This window comes from Saccharomonospora marina XMU15 (genome assembly GCF_000244955.1).
Lineage (GTDB): Bacteria > Actinomycetota > Actinomycetes > Mycobacteriales > Pseudonocardiaceae > Saccharomonospora_A > Saccharomonospora_A marina.
This window is the reverse complement of record NZ_CM001439.1, coordinates 901554-916384: the sequence shown is the minus strand read 5'-3', so window position 1 is coordinate 916384 and position 14831 is coordinate 901554. Positions and strand designations below refer to the sequence as shown.

Here is a 14831-nt window from a genome sequence, read left to right as displayed (position 1 = left end):
AGCCGGACATCTATTAGCCGACTATACAACTATAGGATGGCGGCCGTGGACGCAAGCGATTCAATGCGCATCAACCGGGCGCTGAACAAGACGAGCAAGCTTTACCGCGCCGCGAAGGCGCGCAAACTCGCGGAACTCGGCCTGCACCCGGGGCAGGACGTGCTGCTGTGGCTGCTGGCCCAGCAGCCAGAAGGCATGACGGTCTCGGAACTGGCGGCACGGGTGGGTATCGAACCGCCGACCGCGACCCGCAGCCTCGCTCGGCTGGAGAGCGGCGGGTGGTTTCGCCGTGAACCGGTGGCGACGGATCGGCGGCAGGTACGCATCGTGGTCACGGCGGCCGGGCACAAGCTGATCCCGAGCATCGAACGCGCGTGGTCCGAACTCGCCGAGCAGGCAATGGGAGGGGTGAGCGCGCAGCAGCGCGACATCACGATCGCGGTGCTCGAGCAGGCCAATGAGCGGCTGCGCGGTCTGGTGGACGAAAGCGTCCTTGCCGAGGAGTGAGCCGTCGGCTCCCCGCGAAGCGCATGAACCCGCCTCAACCGCCGAGCGCTCGCACCACCCGTGACGGACTCGGCCTGCCGAGCCGCTGTGCCAGCCACGTGCTGGTCGCGACGAGCGCGTCCAGCTCGACACCGTGGTCGATCCCGAGCCCGTCGAGCAACCACACCAGGTCTTCGGTGGCGAGGTTGCCCGTGGCCGACTCCGCGTAGGGGCAGCCTCCCAACCCACCCGCCGAGGAATCCACAGTAGACACACCGAGTCGCAGCGCCGCGAGGGTGTTGGCCAGCGCCTGACCGTAGGTGTCGTGAAAGTGCACGGCGAGTTCGGCGACGGCGGTTCCCGCCGAGGTGAAAGCCGTGACCAACCGTTCGACCCCGGCGGGGGTCGCGACGCCGATGGTGTCGCCGAGCGACAGTTGCGTGCAGCCGAGGTCGAGCAGGTTCCGGCCCGCACGAACCACCTGCGCGGGATCGACCACGCCCTCCCACGGGTCGCCGAAACACATCGACAGGTAGCCGCGCACCTCGACGCCCTCGCGTCTCGCCCGCGACACGACCGGCTCGAACATCGCGAACTGCTCGTCGAAGCCGCGATTGAGGTTGCGCTCGGCAAAGGCCTGCGTGGCGCTGGCGAACACCGCGATGTGGCGCACGCCCGCGGCGAGCGCACGGTCCAGTCCCCGCTCGTTGGGCACCAGCACCGGATAGCGGACCCCGGCCACCGGCCGCAGCCGCTCGAGCAGTTCCTCGGCGTCGGCCAGCTGCGGAACCCATTTCGGATGGACGAAGCTCGTGGCCTCCAGTGTCGTGAGTCCCGCGGCGGCGAGCCGATCGAGGAACTCCAGCTTCACCTCGACGGGCACGGTGGTTGCCTCGTTCTGCAGGCCGTCCCGAGGCCCGACCTCCCAGATGGTGACCCGAGGGGGCATGCCCGGTAGCGGTCCGACCCGCTCGGGCAACCCGAGCTCACGCGTGCCCATGACGCTCCTGCCTACCGGTGCCCGCGTCGAAGTCGTCGTAGGGGTTGTCGTTGACCTGCCGGTAGATCATCGTGTGCACCTTCTCGACACCGGGAATGTCGTCGAAGGTCAGCGGCTCCTCCGAGGCGGATTCGATGATCAGGGTGCCGCAGCCGAAAACCCGATCGACGAGCCCGTGCTCGAAACGAACGCTGTTGATCCTGGCCATGGGAATGTCGATGCCGGTGCGCTTGACAACGCCCTCGCGCGCGATCACACGGTCGGTGGTGACGATGAAGTGCGTGGTGCGCCAGCGCACGAACGGCACGAGGAACAACCACACCACCAGCAACACAGCCACCGCACCGACCGCGATGAGCGTGACCATGTCCCACGGCGCGTCCAGACCGCGGGCCCACAGCGCGAGCCACACCCCGGCTCCCAGCGTTCCCGCCAGCACCAGCACCGGCAGGATCAACATCTTGAAGTGCGGATGCTTGTGCGTTACGACGTGCTCACCCTCACTGAGCAAATCGTCTGGATAAGGCACCTTCGACACCCCCGAGGGCTCATGTTCGGCGTGGCAGTCACCGTACCGCGTCGTCGCCGGGTTCAGGCGTGGCTCGGCCGTAGATGGACGACATCACCTGCGAAGATCGTGTGGCGCTGCCCGTCTGCGGTCCGGACGATGAGTGCCGCGTCGGAGTCCACGTCGAGCGCCTCGCCGATCTTGGCCGAGCCACCCGCCACGAGGACCTTCACCTGCATCCCCAGCGTCGCGCAGCGCGACCGGTACTCCTCAAGCAGCCCGGCTGCCCGCAGATCGCCGCAGGCGGCCCGCCAACGCTGTTCGCGTTCGTGCAGGTGGCCCAGCAGCAGCCGGGCCACCTCGGTGCGGTCGGAGGTGGATGCGCCCTCCTCGGCGAGCGAGGTCGCGCGCAGCGCGCCCGGCCCCGGCCGCACCGGCTCGCGCATCGGCGACACGTTCACCCCGATGCCGAGCACGACGGCCTGCTCGTCGCAGGCCACCGCCTCGGCCAGCACACCGGCGCACTTGGCGGGCTCTGCCCCGGCCAGCATGTCGTTGGGCCACTTGAGCACCGCGTCGACACCCAGCTCCCGCGCGGTGTCGACGAGGGCGAGCCCCGCGACGGCCGCCAGCGAGCCGAGCGCGGGCAGCGGCACCTCGCCCGGCCGCAGCAGCACGCTCAGATACACCCCCGCGCCGGGCGGGGAGACCCAGGTTCGGCCCCTTCGGCCCGCGCCCGCGGTCTGCTCCTCTGCGATGAGCACCGTGCGGTCGTCCGCGCCCTCCACCACCGCATCTCGAAGATCGGCGTTGGTGGAGCCGGTGCTGGCGACCACGTCGATGGCGGCGTAGGGACCGACGGGCCGCAGCAGCGCGGAACGTAGTCGCGCGGCGTCGATGCGCTTCATACTGCCCAGCCTATGACCCTGACGGGCCCTATGACGTGGCACACCCCTGCGGTCGGCTGAGGGTCGTTAAGCTGCTGTTTCATGAGCAGCGCGACGGAGCCGATCGGCACGCCCCCCGCAGAAGAGCCGGACATCCACACCACGGCCGGTAAGCTCGCCGACCTCTACCTGCGCTACGACGAGGCGGTGCACGCCGGGTCGGCGCGCGCGGTGGAGCGCCAGCACGCCAGGGGCAAGAAGACCGCACGTGAGCGCATCGACCTGCTGCTCGACCCCGGTTCCTTCGTCGAACTCGACGCGCTGGCCAGGCACCGATCCACCAACTTCGGGCAGGACGCCAACCGTCCCTACGGCGACGGTGTGGTCACCGGGTACGGCACCGTCGACGGCAGGCCGGTGTGCGTGTTCAGCCAGGACGTCACCGTGTTCGGCGGCTCACTCGGCGAGGTGTACGGCGAGAAGATCGTCAAGGTGATGGACCTGGCGATCAAGACGGGCAGGCCGATCATCGGCATCAACGAGGGCGGCGGCGCGCGCATCCAGGAAGGTGTCGTCTCGCTCGGCCTGTACGGCGAGATCTTCCGCCGCAACACCCAGGCCTCCGGTGTCGTCCCGCAGATCTCGCTCATCATGGGCGCCAACGCGGGAGGGCACGTGTACTCACCCGCGCTCACCGACTTCGTGGTGATGGTGGACCAGACCTCCCAGATGTTCATCACCGGACCCGACGTCATCAAGACGGTGACGGGCGAGGAGGTGACCTTCGAGGACCTCGGTGGTGGCCGCACCCACAACACCAAGTCCGGCAACGCGCACTACCTCGCGGGCGACGAGGAGGACGCCATCTCCTACGTCAAGGAGTTGCTTTCCTTCCTGCCCGCCAACAATCTCTGCGAACCGCCGGTGTTCGACTCTCCCGAGCCGACGGGCGAGTCCATCCCGGACGATGTCACCGAGACCGACCTGGAACTGGACACGCTGGTCCCCGACTCGCCGAACCAGCCCTACGACATGCACGAGGTGATCAAGCGGGTCGTGGACGAGGGCGAGTTCCTCGAGGTGCACGAACTGTTCGCGCCCAACGTGCTGGTCGGGTTCGGCCGCGTCGACGGCCACAGCGTCGGCATCGTGGCCAACCAACCGACCCAGTTCGCAGGCTGCCTCGACATCGACGCCTCGGAGAAGGCCGCCCGGTTCGTGCGTACCTGCGACGCGTTCAACGTGCCCGTGCTGACCTTCGTGGACGTTCCGGGCTTCCTGCCCGGCACCGACCAGGAGTGGAACGGCATCATCCGGCGTGGCGCGAAGCTGATCTACGCCTACGCGGAGGCGACGGTACCGCTGGTCACCGTCATCACACGCAAGGCCTACGGCGGCGCCTACGACGTGATGGGTTCCAAGCATCTCGGCGCGGACGTCAACGTCGCGTGGCCGACCGCCCAGATCGCCGTGATGGGCGCTCAGGGTGCCGCCAACATCGTGCACCGCAAGACCATCGCCAACGCGGCCGAAGCGGGCGAGGACGTGGAGCAACTGCGGGCCCGGCTGATCCAGGAGTACGAGGACACGCTGTGCAATCCCTACGTCGCCGCGGAGCGGGGCTATGTCGACGGCGTGATCCCGCCCTCGCACACCCGTGGCTACGTGACCAGGGCGCTGCGGATGCTCGCGGACAAGCGCGAGACGCTGCCGCCGAAGAAGCACGGCAACATCCCCCTGTGACGGCGAAAGGCCGCTGCCATGTCTGGAGAAGCCGCCATGTCTGGAGAAGCCGCCATGTCTGAACAACCGGAGCGTTCCGGGCCACTGCTGCGCGTCGTGCGCGGCAATCCCGACGACGCGGAGGTGGCCGCGCTCACCGCTGTCATCGCCGCCGCGGCCGCCTCGGGTGAGCAGGAGGCCAAGCCCGCACGCCGCTCGCTGTGGGCAGACCCCGCGGCGCGGCTGCGCACGCCGCTGCGGCCTGGGCACGGCGCCTGGCGTGCCTCCGGGCTGCTTCGCTGAGCCTGCGGTGCGCGCGGGTTGCGATCACCTAGCCTTTGCCGCGTGCGTTTCGTACTGGCCTCGGCCTCCCCTGCTCGCCTCGCGGTGCTGCGCGCGGCGGGCATCGAACCGAGTGTGATCGTTTCCGGCGTCGACGAGGAGACCGTCGCCTCCCGCCTACCCGACCCTTCACCGTCCGAACTGGTCACCGCGCTCGCCATGGCGAAGGCCGAAGCCGTGGCGCGCTCCTGCGACATCGCGACCATCACGCACGGGCCGCAGGCGCCGGAGGACGAGGGTGCCGAGGACGCCGAGGACGCCGTCGTGGTCGGCTGCGACTCGATGCTCGCGATCGGCGGCGAGGTGGTGGGCAAGCCCGCGACCGTTGAGGTGGCCCGCGCACGCTGGGCGGCCATGGCAGGCGGCACCGGGGAGTTGCTCACCGGGCACGCAGTGGTGCGGGTCAGCGGCGGGGAGCCCGTCGCCGTCGCGAGCGCGACCCGGTCGACGACCGTGCGGTTCGCCTCCCCCACCGAGGCGGAACTCGACGCCTACCTGCGGACGGGTGAGCCGCTGGCCGTCGCGGGTGCGTTCACTCTCGACGGCCTGGGCGGCTGGTTCGTCGAAGGTGTCGACGGCGACCCCTCCAGCGTGATCGGGATCAGCCTGCCGCTGACGAGGCGCCTCCTCGCGGAGGTGGGGGTGAGCGTCGTGGACCTGTGGCGAGGTGGCCAGGAGTGAGCCGCTACGAGCAGGAACCCACCTCGTCGGCAGCGAGATCCACCTCCGGCCAGCCGCGCAACTGGCCTGGCGAGTCGAACCCGGCCGTGCAGCCGACGAGTCGGCCACGCAGGTCGTAGACCTCGGCGAGCACCGGCGCGCGCCTGCACTGCGAGACGTCGTCAGCGCGGCCGCACTCGTGCCGCACCACGATCACCTCAGGCGCGGCATCGGCTGCCGCGTCGTCGAGCGTGATGCTGCCCGCGTCGGAGAAGTACGGCCGCTCTGCCGAAGCCCAACCGTCACCACGCCAGATGTGCAACTCGCCCGCCATCCCGCCGTCGTGCGGCCCGCGTACGAGGCAGACCGGGGTGGCGATCTCGACGCAGCGCAGCGAGTCGTGGTTGAGCCGCACGCCCATGCCGGTGATCGTGGTCTCCGCGGTGGTACCCGACGACGGCCCACCTGCCCGCAGCCTTCCCGTGCCGCCGCGGCTGTCGGCCAGCAACTCCACCGGCATGCCGTTGACCGTGGCCGACGCGAGCACGCGGCACGGTTCGCCGCCGCAGCCGGAGCGGGACTCCGCCGCCGTGTTCACCGCGCCGCCCGCGCTCGCGGGCGCGGAGTCCCCGGTTCGCAGCACCGCAGCCGTCACCAACGCGCACACGGCCACGGCGAACGACAGCGCCGTCGTGAGCACGACGGCGCGCGGCGCCGGCGTTCCCGCCACCTGATCGGCCTCCCTCAGCGTGTGCTGCGCGTTCGCGCCCGAGGGTAGGCGAGGTGATCGCGGGCGTTCAGCTACGGCGCCACCCGGCATCACCCGCACGTCGCGTGAGCCTCGTCTCGTCTGCCACGGCAACGGAGTCCGTAAACTCTCGCGTGAGCAGCTAACAGGGAGGTAAGCGTGCCCGAACCAGCGAGCGTCACGAAGGTGCTCGTCGCCAACCGCGGTGAGATCGCCGTCAGGGTGATCAGAGCGGCCAAGGACGCGGGGCTGGCCAGCGTGGCCGTGTACGCCGACCCCGACAGGGACGCACCACACGTTCGCATGGCCGACGAGGCCTTCGCGCTGGGCGGTACCACGGCGGCCGAGAGCTACCTGGTGTTCGACAAACTGCTCGACGCCGCGAAGCGGTCCGGCGCCGACGCCGTGCACCCCGGCTACGGCTTCCTCTCCGAGAACGCCGACTTCGCGCAGGCGGTGATTGACGCGGGACTCACCTGGATCGGACCGAGCCCGCAAGCCATCCGCGACCTGGGGGACAAGGTCACCGCGCGGCACATCGGGTTGAAGGCGGGCGCGCCGCTCGTGCCTGGCACGAAGGACCCGGTGGCGGGCGCCGACGAGGTGGTCGCGTTCGCCGAGGAGCACGGCCTGCCCGTGGCCATCAAGGCCGCGTTCGGTGGCGGTGGCCGGGGCCTGAAGGTCGCCCGCAGCATGGAGGAGATCCCCGAGCTGTTCGATTCGGCCACCCGCGAGGCCGTGGCCGCGTTCGGCCGTGGCGAATGCTTCGTCGAGCGCTACCTGGATCGGCCCCGCCACGTCGAGGCGCAGGTGCTCGCGGACAAGCACGGCAACGTGGTTGTCGTGGGCACCAGGGACTGCTCGCTGCAACGCCGCCATCAGAAACTGGTCGAGGAGGCACCCGCCCCGTTCCTCACCGCCGAACAGCGCGAGATCATCCACTCCTCGGCGAAGGCCATCTGCAAGGAAGCCGGCTACTACGGCGCAGGCACGGTCGAGTACCTGGTCGGTGTCGACGGCACGATCTCCTTCCTCGAGGTGAACACCCGCCTCCAGGTCGAGCACCCGGTCTCGGAGGAGACCACCGGCATCGACCTCGTGCGTGAGCAGTTCCGGATCGCAGAGGGCGGCACGCTGCCGTTCACCGAGGACCCCGAGCCGCGTGGTCACTCGATCGAGTTCCGCATCAACGGCGAGGACGCGGGCCGCAACTTCCTGCCCGCACCGGGGACGGTCACCCGCCTGGTCTTCCCCGAAGGGCCTGGCGTGCGTGTCGACTCCGGGGTGGAGACCGGCAGCGTGATCGGCGGGCAGTTCGACTCCATGCTCGCCAAGGTGATCGTCACCGGGGCCGACCGCACCCAGGCCATCGAGCGCGCCCGCCGTGCGCTGGACGAGATGGTCGCTGAGGGCTTGGCGACCGTCCTGCCGTTCCACCGGGCGGTTCTGCGCGACGAGGCTTTCGTCGGCGACGGCACCGGCTTCTCGGTGCACACCCGCTGGATCGAGACCGAGTTCGACAACACCATCGAACCGTTCACCGGCGCAGCGGAAGCCGAAGCGGAAGCCGCACCGCGCCACAACGTCGTGGTGGAGGTGGCAGGCCGCAGGCTGGAGGTGTCCCTGCCCGGCGACCTGGCGCTCGGCGGTGGCGGCACCGCAGCGGCGGGCAAGGCCAAACCGCGAAAGCGTGGCAGCGGCGCGAAGGCGGCCGTCAGTGGGGACGCGGTCACCGCCCCCATGCAGGGCACGATCGTCAAGCTGGCGGTCACCGACGGTCAGCAGGTCGAGGCGGGCGAACTGATCGTGGTGCTGGAAGCCATGAAGATGGAGAACCCGGTCACCGCGCACAAGTCGGGCACGGTCACCGGACTGTCCGTCGAGGTCGGCTCCGCCGTCAGCCAGGGCGCCGTGCTGGCCGAGATCAAGGACTGAGGCATGAAGGACTGGGGCATCAAGGACTGGGGCGATCGGACGGCCGCCGGGCTTCGTGGCAGCCACTGATCCACCCGACCTACCATCGAGACGTGGCCGTCGATCGACCGGAGTACCGGCTCAGTGACGCTGAGCGGCAAGAAGCGTTGGACGCGCTTTCCGAGCACGTCCGCAGCGGGCGGCTGGACCTGGTCGAGTTCGAGCAGCGGTCGGGCCAGGTGAGTGCAGCCAAGCTGCGCGGGGAGTTGGAGCCCATCTTCTCCGACCTGCCGGAGCCGCGGCCGAGTGTGCTTCGCACCGTTCGCACGCTGGGGCAACCGCAGCAGCGAGGCAACCCGCCGCAGCCCTGGCAGCAGCGGGTAGCGGCGAGCGCCGTCCCGATCGCGGCCATCGTGGCCCTCGTGCTGTTCTTCACCGTCGCGAGGGGCATGGTGTTCGTGTTCCTGTTACCTGCCGTGGTCGCGCTGCTGGCAGGGTCTTTGGCCTCCAACCGGCGTCGAGGGCCATAAGATCACCGTGTGGAGCCGGTCGAGATCAATGCGGGGACCTACTACCTGCGCAGTCTGCGAGCGGACGAACTGCTGGACGATCGGCCACGGCTGCTTGCCGCCTTCGCCGACCCGGTTCACCGTCGATTCGTCCCTCACTACGTCGTCAGCACGGTCGAGGCGGCCACCGCCTACGTCGAGGGCCGCGCGCGCGAGTGGATACGCGACGAGCGCTGTTCCTGGGCCGTCGCCGAGCCCACCACCGGCGAACTACTCGGTGAGGTGGGACTGAAGCGGCTGGACCTCGACGCGGGCACAGCGGAGGCGGCAGTGTGGGTGCACCCTGCCGAACGCGGACGAGGCATCGCCGCCACCGCGCTGGCCGCGGCGTTGCGGTTCGGGTTCGGAGCGCTCGGTCTTCGCCACGTCGACTACCGCCACGATGCCGCCAATCACCCATCGGAAGCGGTCGCGAGGAAGTGCGGCTTCACACTCGTCGACGCTGCGGGCTCCGAACAGCGCTGGCGGCTGGCCTCGGACGGCGACGCGTGAGCAGGGCCGCACCGCTGCTGGTGCTGCTCGCGACCGTGTTCACGCTGCTCGGTATCAGCCCGATGCCCGCGGGCCGCGCGGCCGCCGAGGAACCGCTGCCACCGAAACTCGACGTCGCCGCGGCGCTGCGGGCCTTCGAGACCCAGCAGATCTACCGGGCACCGGGCGCTGTGGCCTACTTCGACACCGAACTCATCCGGCGGGAGCTGACGCCGGACATCCGGGTACTGATCGCGCCCTTCACAGGGCCGATGGGAGAGGGCGGCAACTACGCCAGCCACGACGAGCACTTCGACCAGGTGTACGACCAGCTCATGCGGTGGAGCGAGCGGACAGGCAACAAGTGGGTCCGGGTGGAGGGGTTGCACGTCTCCTCCAGCGAGGGGGTCGCCGCGAGCCCGAGCGACCTGGCCGAGCTGCGAAGGGTGACCGCACGCTACGACGTCACCGATCTGCTGTGGTTGGTGATCCGCCACGCCAAGGGCGTGCAGACCGCAAGCGGGTCGCCGAACCGTCCCGCGGCGCCGGTCGTGCCTGCGACACCGCGACAGCTCACCGAACTGGAACGGCAGCTGCGCGAGGAACCCGTCTACAACGCCCCGGGTCGTGACGACCCGGTCGAGCTGTCGGTCGAGCGAATCCGGGAACGCACCGGCCTGCGGGTACGGGTGGCGGCGTTACCGGTCGCCGACCCGAACGGGCCGATGGCGCACTACGCGCGGCCGTTGGCGAGGCGGTTCCCCGGCGAGGTCGTGCTGGTGGCCCACGGCGGCTGGCTCGAGGTGGCCGGTGCCCACCACGACGAGCTGGTCTCCGCCCGCGACTACGCCTACGGCCGCTACGAGGGTGGCAGCTTCGAGCAGGGCATCACGATGACCGACCGGATCGGCACGGTGCTGCTGCGCGCCGACCAACTGTTGACCGAGCATCCGTTCGGTCGCCCGCCACCGCGAACGTCGCGCCAGCTCATCGGGGCGCTCGCACCGTGGCTCGTCGGCGGGTCGGCCGTGGTGATCGGCGGGACCGCGCTGCTGCGGACGCTGCTGCGGCGGGCGCGGCGGGCCAGGGCCGACCGGGAGGCACTACGCGAGGCAGGCGCCGAGGCGTTCGCCGAGATCGCCGAACTCGGCAGGCGGCTGCTCGACGGCGACGGCGGTCGCGATGCCGCGGCGGCCGAGCGGCATGCCACCGCCACCACCCTGTTCGAGCAGGCACACACGCCCGCTGCCATGGCTGAGGTCCGCGACATCGCGGCACAGGGGCAGCGGCTGCTGCGGGAGGAGCGGGGTTCGTGACGAAGCGGATACCCGCATGGGGCTATGCGGCGCTGCTCGGCGTCGTGGGGTTCTTGATCGTGTTCAAGCCGTGGCAACTGCCGGGCGAGCGGGCCCGCGAAGCGGCCCAGAACCTTCGCGACAGCTCCGTCTACGTCGCGCCGGGCGCACCCGGCCTTGTCGACCCGGTGCGGGCCCGCGAGGTGATCGGCGATCGGGCCATCGTCGTCGCGATCTTCGACGACGAACCACTGCTCGACTACGCAGCTGAGGAGGACCCGAGCCGGGCGCTGTGCGACGACATCGCAACGCTGGTGCCGACGAACCTGGTCATCGTCTTCTCCGCCGACGAAGGCGAGTACGCCAGTACCTACTGCGACGGACCCGGCTTCCCCGAACCCACGCGCGGCGACGACTCCGCCGAGGACTTCTCCTTCGGAGTCATCCTCAAGGCGGAGGCCTCCTGGCAGTATCGCGTCACCGACACCGACCTCACCCCGGAGATCGAGGAGTACGCCCTCGCCTTCGACGCCGATGCCGCGCAGGCATACGGCGAGATCCCACGGCGGGGACCCGTGGACGACGTCACCGACGTCGGCCGGTTGCTGCTCGCGGGCGCGGCGATGGTGTCGGCGCCGGTGGTGCTGTTCCTGCTGCTGCGTGGGTCCGCGCTGGCACTGCGTGACAGGCTGGGCGCCCGTGGTGCCGCCGCTCGCCGCCGCACCGCCGTGGACGCGCGGCTGAACCGCCTCGCCGACCGCGTGTTGCACCCGGACGGGCCTGCCGATGCGGAACACGCCAAGGAGTACGTGCTCATCCTGCACGAGTTCCGCGAGGCGGGAGACGGTCCGCGACTGGCGGAGCTGGAGTCGCGGATCACCACGCTGGAAAGGCAGCTGCTGTGACGTGGCTGTGGCTCACCCTCGCGGGCGTCGTACTGGTCGCGGGCGCGGTGCTACCCGTGGTGCTGCGCAGGCAGCCACATCCCGGCAGTGCGGCGATCGCGGCGCGGTCGCGGTATCACCTGCTCGGTCACCACGTCGAGGTGCCGGACCCGGTCGCGGACCCCGAGGCGGCTGCCCTGCTTCGCTCGGCACGCGAGCGCTGGCACAGCGCGGGCGCCCTGCTCGCCTCGGCGAGGTCGCGGCAGGACTTCGAACTGGCTCAGCGGGTCGCCGAGGAAGGGCTCGCCGCCGTCACGAGGGCCTACGCCCTGCTCGGACTGCCGCAACCAGGCCAGCCGTAGCCCGGGCCTGCCGTACCGCGGACGGGTTCTCAGCTCACCGGCTCGATGAGGTTGCCACGTGCCTCCGGCGCGGCCACCCGCCGCGCGTCCGCCGCCTCGTCGTCGGACTGGCTCTGTGACTCCCGCTCGGCCCGCACTCGCTCGCGATACAGCTCCACTTCCTTCGCCATGGTTTCCTGCGTCCAGCCCAGCACCTCGGACACGAGCTCGGCGACCTGCTCCGCGCAGTCCACGCCGCGGTGCGGGTACTCGATCGAGATGCGGGTCCTGCGGGCGAGCACGTCCTCCAGATGCAGCGCACCCTCGTGGCTGGCGGCGTACATCGCCTCGACGCGCAGGTAGTCCGGCGCGGCGTCGAGGGGACGCAGCAGGTCGTGCCGCCCCTGCGCCAGCGAGAGCACCTCGCTGACCAGTGAGCCGTAGCGATCGAGCAGATGCCGGACTCGGTAGGGGTGCAGCCCGTGGGCCGCGGCGAGGTGGTCCGCCTGGTTCACCAGGGCGTGGTACCCGTCGGCTCCCAGCAACGGCACCTTGTCGGTGATGGAGCCGCGAACGCGGCCCGGCAGGTCCACCGAGGCGGCGTCCACGGCGTCGGCAGCCATCACCCGGTAGGTGGTGTACTTGCCTCCCGCGATCGCCACCAGACCCGGCGCCACCCTGGCCACCGCGTGCTCACGCGACAGCTTGGAGGTCTCCTCGCTCTCCCCCGCGAGCAGCGGCCGCAGTCCCGCGTAGACACCTTCGATGTCGTCGTGGGTCAGTGGCGTGGCCAGCACCTCGTTGACGTGGTCCAGGATGTAGTCGATGTCCGACCTGGTCGCGGCGGGGTGGGCCAGGTCGAGGTGCCAGTCGGTGTCGGTGGTGCCGAGAATCCAGTGGTTTCGCCACGGGATGACGAACAGCACCGACTTCTCGGTGCGCAGGATCAGACCTGTTTCGGACACGATGCGATCACGCGGTACCACGATGTGCACACCCTTGCTCGCCCGCACGCGGTACCGACCGCGGCTGCCGGAAAGCCGCTGCAGTTCGTCGGTCCACACCCCGGTGCAGTTGACGACGACACCCGCGTTCACCTCGGTCTCCGCACCGGTCTCGACATCTCGGACCCTCACGCCGGACACCCGGTCGGCTTCCCGCAGGAAATCCACCACCTGAGTGGACGTGCGCACCACGGCGCCGTAGTGCGCGGCCGTTCTCGCGACGGTCATCGTGTGCCTGGCGTCGTCGGCCTGGCCGTCGTAGTAGCGGATGCCGCCGATCAGGGCGTCGCGTTTGAGCGCGGGAACCATCCGCAGCGCTCCGGCCTTGGTGAAGTGCTTCTGGCCCGGCACCGAACGGGCGCCACCCATCGTGTCGTAGAGCAGCAGCCCGGCCGCGGTGTAGGGCCGCTCCCACAGTCGGTGCCGCAACGGGTACAGGAAGCTCACCGGCTTCACCAGGTGCGGGGCCAGCCGGGTCAACATCAACTCCCGTTCCCGCAGCGCCTCGCGTACCAGGCCGAACTCCAGTTGTTCCAGGTAACGCAACCCGCCGTGGAACATCTTGCTGGATCGACTCGAAGTACCGGACGCCAGATCCCGGGCCTCGACGAGCGCGACGCGCAGCCCCCTGGTGGCCGCGTCGAGCGCTGTCCCCGCACCGACGACACCCCCGCCGATGACGACGAGGTCGAAGTCCTCCCTGCCCAGCCGCTCCCACGACTCAGCGCGGTTGGCGGGCCCCAATGACACGGTCACACGTTCCTCCTCGCCACGTTTCGGGGCGTGGGGCATGGCAACCCCACGTTCAGCATGGCATGTCCAGCGCCGGTCGGCGGTACTTCGAAGGCTCGCGAATGGGACTCGACAACACGATGTTGATCTGTACTGTTAGTACTTCACGTCGCTGGAGGAGGTTTAGGCCCGCACAGGTCGGCAAGTCTGTGTCGCCTGGCGTATCGCGGACCTCGCCAGGGGCGCGTGCCCCGACGCAGGGGTGACGGGTGCCAAGCCACACATGGAGGTGTAGGCGTGAGTGAAAGGGCCTCCGGACAGCGAACCAGCGTCTTCTCCAGAATGCGTGCCACAACCGGCGGCGAGATGCTGGCGGAGTTCCTGGGCACGGCTGTCCTGATCATGTTCGGTACGGGATGTGTCGCGGTCGCGGTGGTGGGCCTGCCCGAGTCGGGGCGGCAAACTGTCGACTTCGGCGCAGGTAACTGGTTGATCATCGCGTTCGGCTGGGCGCTGGCCGTCGTGTTCGGCGTCTACGTCGCCGGAGGCGTCAGCGGCGCGCACATCAATCCCGCGGTCACACTGGCGTTCGCAATCCGCAGGAAGTTCCCCTGGGCCAAGGTGGCGCCGTACTGGCTGGCGCAGGTCCTCGGCGCCTTCGCGGGAGCCGCTGTGGTCTACGCCGTGTACGGGCCCGCGATCAACGCGTTCAACAACACGCAGGGCATCGCGGACAGAGCGGAGTCGCTACCCACGTTCTCGATCTTCGCGACTTTCCCCGCCGAGTACTTCGGCGGCACCTGGTGGGGTCCCTTCGTCGACCAGATCGTCGGTACCGCCCTACTCGTCGGGGTGATCGCCGCACTGATCGACAACCGCAACCAGGCCCCGCTGAGCAACTTCGCCCCCTGGGTGATCGGCTTCGTCGTCGGCGCGATCGGGCTCAGCTTCGGCACCGGCGCGGGCTACGCCATCAACCCGGCGCGTGACCTCGGCCCCCGCTTCTTCACCTGGCTGGCCGGCTGGGGTGACATAGCGTTCCCCGGCAGCGGTGATTGGTTCAGCAACTACTGGTGGATACCGATAGCCGGACCATTACTCGGCGGCGTGCTCGGGGTGATCATCTACGACCTGTTCGTCGGTCAGGTTCTCACGGCCAAGGAGACGGCGCCGGAGGTCGAGCCCTCGCCGCCGCCGGGACGTGTCCCGGAGTCGGCGGAACGCGGCACCACCACGTCCACGTCGGACTAGCGAAACGGGAGATGGAG

The 14831-nt window shown here is 69.9% G+C and carries 16 protein-coding genes; 11 read left to right on the top strand and 5 right to left on the bottom strand.

Translation table 11 applies throughout. From position 1 onward, the window contains the following. Positions 1–36: 36 nt before the first annotated feature. Positions 37–507 (top strand): MarR family winged helix-turn-helix transcriptional regulator, encoded by a 471-nt coding sequence (locus SACMADRAFT_RS04325; protein ID WP_232285541.1) that lies wholly within the window; start codon positions 37–39, stop codon positions 505–507. Between the two features lie 34 nt (positions 508–541). On the opposite strand, the gene SACMADRAFT_RS04320 is transcribed toward SACMADRAFT_RS04325, so the two are convergent. The 3 genes from SACMADRAFT_RS04320 to SACMADRAFT_RS04310 form a co-directional block, all read right to left on the bottom strand. After that, positions 542–1486 (bottom strand): hydroxymethylglutaryl-CoA lyase, encoded by a 945-nt coding sequence (locus SACMADRAFT_RS04320; protein WP_009152562.1) that lies wholly within the window; start codon positions 1484–1486, stop codon positions 542–544. Continuing rightward, on the bottom strand, positions 1473–2015 hold the full coding sequence (locus SACMADRAFT_RS04315; RefSeq protein ID WP_085977956.1) for a PH domain-containing protein: 543 nt from the start codon (positions 2013–2015) through the stop codon (positions 1473–1475). The genes SACMADRAFT_RS04320 and SACMADRAFT_RS04315 overlap by 14 nt, the downstream gene beginning before the upstream one ends. A 62-nt stretch (positions 2016–2077) precedes the next feature. After that, the gene (locus tag SACMADRAFT_RS04310; RefSeq protein WP_009152560.1) at positions 2078–2902 is read right to left on the bottom strand and encodes a biotin--[acetyl-CoA-carboxylase] ligase; all 825 of its coding nucleotides are present in this window, start codon (positions 2900–2902) and stop codon (positions 2078–2080) included. A gap of 81 nt (positions 2903–2983) precedes the next feature. On the opposite strand from SACMADRAFT_RS04310, the gene SACMADRAFT_RS04305 reads away from it, so the two are divergent. Genes SACMADRAFT_RS04305 through SACMADRAFT_RS04295 form a run of 3 tightly spaced genes read left to right on the top strand, consistent with a single transcriptional unit; the run spans position 2984 to position 5626 of the window. Continuing rightward, on the top strand, positions 2984–4624 hold the full coding sequence (locus SACMADRAFT_RS04305; protein ID WP_009152559.1) for an acyl-CoA carboxylase subunit beta: 1641 nt from the start codon (positions 2984–2986) through the stop codon (positions 4622–4624). 54 nt (positions 4625–4678) lie between these two features. Then, entirely contained in the window at positions 4679–4906 is a 228-nt protein-coding gene (locus SACMADRAFT_RS04300; RefSeq protein WP_009152558.1) for an acyl-CoA carboxylase subunit epsilon, read from the top strand. Positions 4907–4948: 42 nt separating this feature from the next. Continuing rightward, positions 4949–5626, top strand: a complete 678-nt coding sequence (locus tag SACMADRAFT_RS04295) for a Maf family protein (protein ID WP_009152557.1) — start codon at positions 4949–4951, stop codon at positions 5624–5626. Between the two features lie 4 nt (positions 5627–5630). Here SACMADRAFT_RS04295 and SACMADRAFT_RS04290 read toward each other — a convergent pair whose 3' ends face one another. Further along, on the bottom strand, positions 5631–6335 hold the full coding sequence (locus SACMADRAFT_RS04290; RefSeq protein WP_009152556.1) for a hypothetical protein: 705 nt from the start codon (positions 6333–6335) through the stop codon (positions 5631–5633). Between the two features lie 177 nt (positions 6336–6512). Here SACMADRAFT_RS04290 and SACMADRAFT_RS04285 point away from each other — a divergent pair, with 177 nt between their 5' ends. From SACMADRAFT_RS04285 to SACMADRAFT_RS04260, 6 genes are all read left to right on the top strand, one after another. After that, on the top strand, positions 6513–8288 hold the full coding sequence (locus tag SACMADRAFT_RS04285; RefSeq protein ID WP_009152555.1) for an acetyl/propionyl/methylcrotonyl-CoA carboxylase subunit alpha: 1776 nt from the start codon (positions 6513–6515) through the stop codon (positions 8286–8288). A 92-nt stretch (positions 8289–8380) separates the two neighbouring features. Beyond that, on the top strand, positions 8381–8797 hold the full coding sequence (locus SACMADRAFT_RS04280) for a DUF1707 SHOCT-like domain-containing protein (RefSeq protein WP_009152554.1): 417 nt from the start codon (positions 8381–8383) through the stop codon (positions 8795–8797). A gap of 9 nt (positions 8798–8806) precedes the next feature. After that, positions 8807–9328 (top strand): GNAT family N-acetyltransferase, encoded by a 522-nt coding sequence (locus SACMADRAFT_RS04275; protein WP_009152553.1) that lies wholly within the window; start codon positions 8807–8809, stop codon positions 9326–9328. Beyond that, entirely contained in the window at positions 9325–10623 is a 1299-nt protein-coding gene (locus SACMADRAFT_RS04270; RefSeq protein ID WP_009152552.1) for a hypothetical protein, read from the top strand. The genes SACMADRAFT_RS04275 and SACMADRAFT_RS04270 overlap by 4 nt, the downstream gene beginning before the upstream one ends. Then, entirely contained in the window at positions 10620–11507 is an 888-nt protein-coding gene (locus tag SACMADRAFT_RS04265; RefSeq protein WP_009152551.1) for a hypothetical protein, read from the top strand. The genes SACMADRAFT_RS04270 and SACMADRAFT_RS04265 overlap by 4 nt, the downstream gene beginning before the upstream one ends. After that, positions 11504–11848 carry a hypothetical protein gene (locus SACMADRAFT_RS04260; protein WP_009152550.1) on the top strand — a complete coding sequence of 115 codons (345 nt, stop codon included), beginning with the start codon at positions 11504–11506 and terminating at the stop codon, positions 11846–11848. Before SACMADRAFT_RS04265 ends, SACMADRAFT_RS04260 begins: the two co-directional genes overlap by 4 nt. A 29-nt stretch (positions 11849–11877) precedes the next feature. Here the strand turns inward: SACMADRAFT_RS04260 and SACMADRAFT_RS04255 are convergent, their stop codons facing one another. Continuing rightward, positions 11878–13623: a glycerol-3-phosphate dehydrogenase/oxidase gene (locus SACMADRAFT_RS04255; RefSeq protein WP_085977910.1), complete on the bottom strand. Its 1746-nt coding sequence runs from the start codon at positions 13621–13623 to the stop codon at positions 11878–11880. A gap of 282 nt (positions 13624–13905) precedes the next feature. Between SACMADRAFT_RS04255 and SACMADRAFT_RS04250 the strand changes: the two genes are divergently transcribed. Next, on the top strand, positions 13906–14814 hold the full coding sequence (locus tag SACMADRAFT_RS04250; protein WP_198285987.1) for an MIP/aquaporin family protein: 909 nt from the start codon (positions 13906–13908) through the stop codon (positions 14812–14814). Positions 14815–14831 lie beyond the last annotated feature (17 nt).

Excerpts from the sequence above, each read along its gene's own strand:
- SACMADRAFT_RS04255 (WP_085977910.1), bottom strand. The coding sequence starts at position 13,623 with ATGCCCCACGCCCCGAAACGTGGCGAGGAGGAACGTGTGACCGTGTCA.
- SACMADRAFT_RS04320 (WP_009152562.1), bottom strand. The coding sequence starts at position 1,486 with ATGGGCACGCGTGAGCTCGGGTTGCCCGAGCGGGTCGGACCGCTACCG.
- SACMADRAFT_RS04250 (WP_198285987.1), top strand. The coding sequence starts at position 13,906 with ATGCGTGCCACAACCGGCGGCGAGATGCTGGCGGAGTTCCTGGGCACG.
- SACMADRAFT_RS04325 (WP_232285541.1), top strand. The coding sequence starts at position 37 with ATGGCGGCCGTGGACGCAAGCGATTCAATGCGCATCAACCGGGCGCTG.
- SACMADRAFT_RS04305 (WP_009152559.1), top strand. The coding sequence starts at position 2,984 with ATGAGCAGCGCGACGGAGCCGATCGGCACGCCCCCCGCAGAAGAGCCG.
- SACMADRAFT_RS04310 (WP_009152560.1), bottom strand. The coding sequence starts at position 2,902 with ATGAAGCGCATCGACGCCGCGCGACTACGTTCCGCGCTGCTGCGGCCC.
- SACMADRAFT_RS04300 (WP_009152558.1), top strand. The coding sequence starts at position 4,679 with ATGTCTGAACAACCGGAGCGTTCCGGGCCACTGCTGCGCGTCGTGCGC.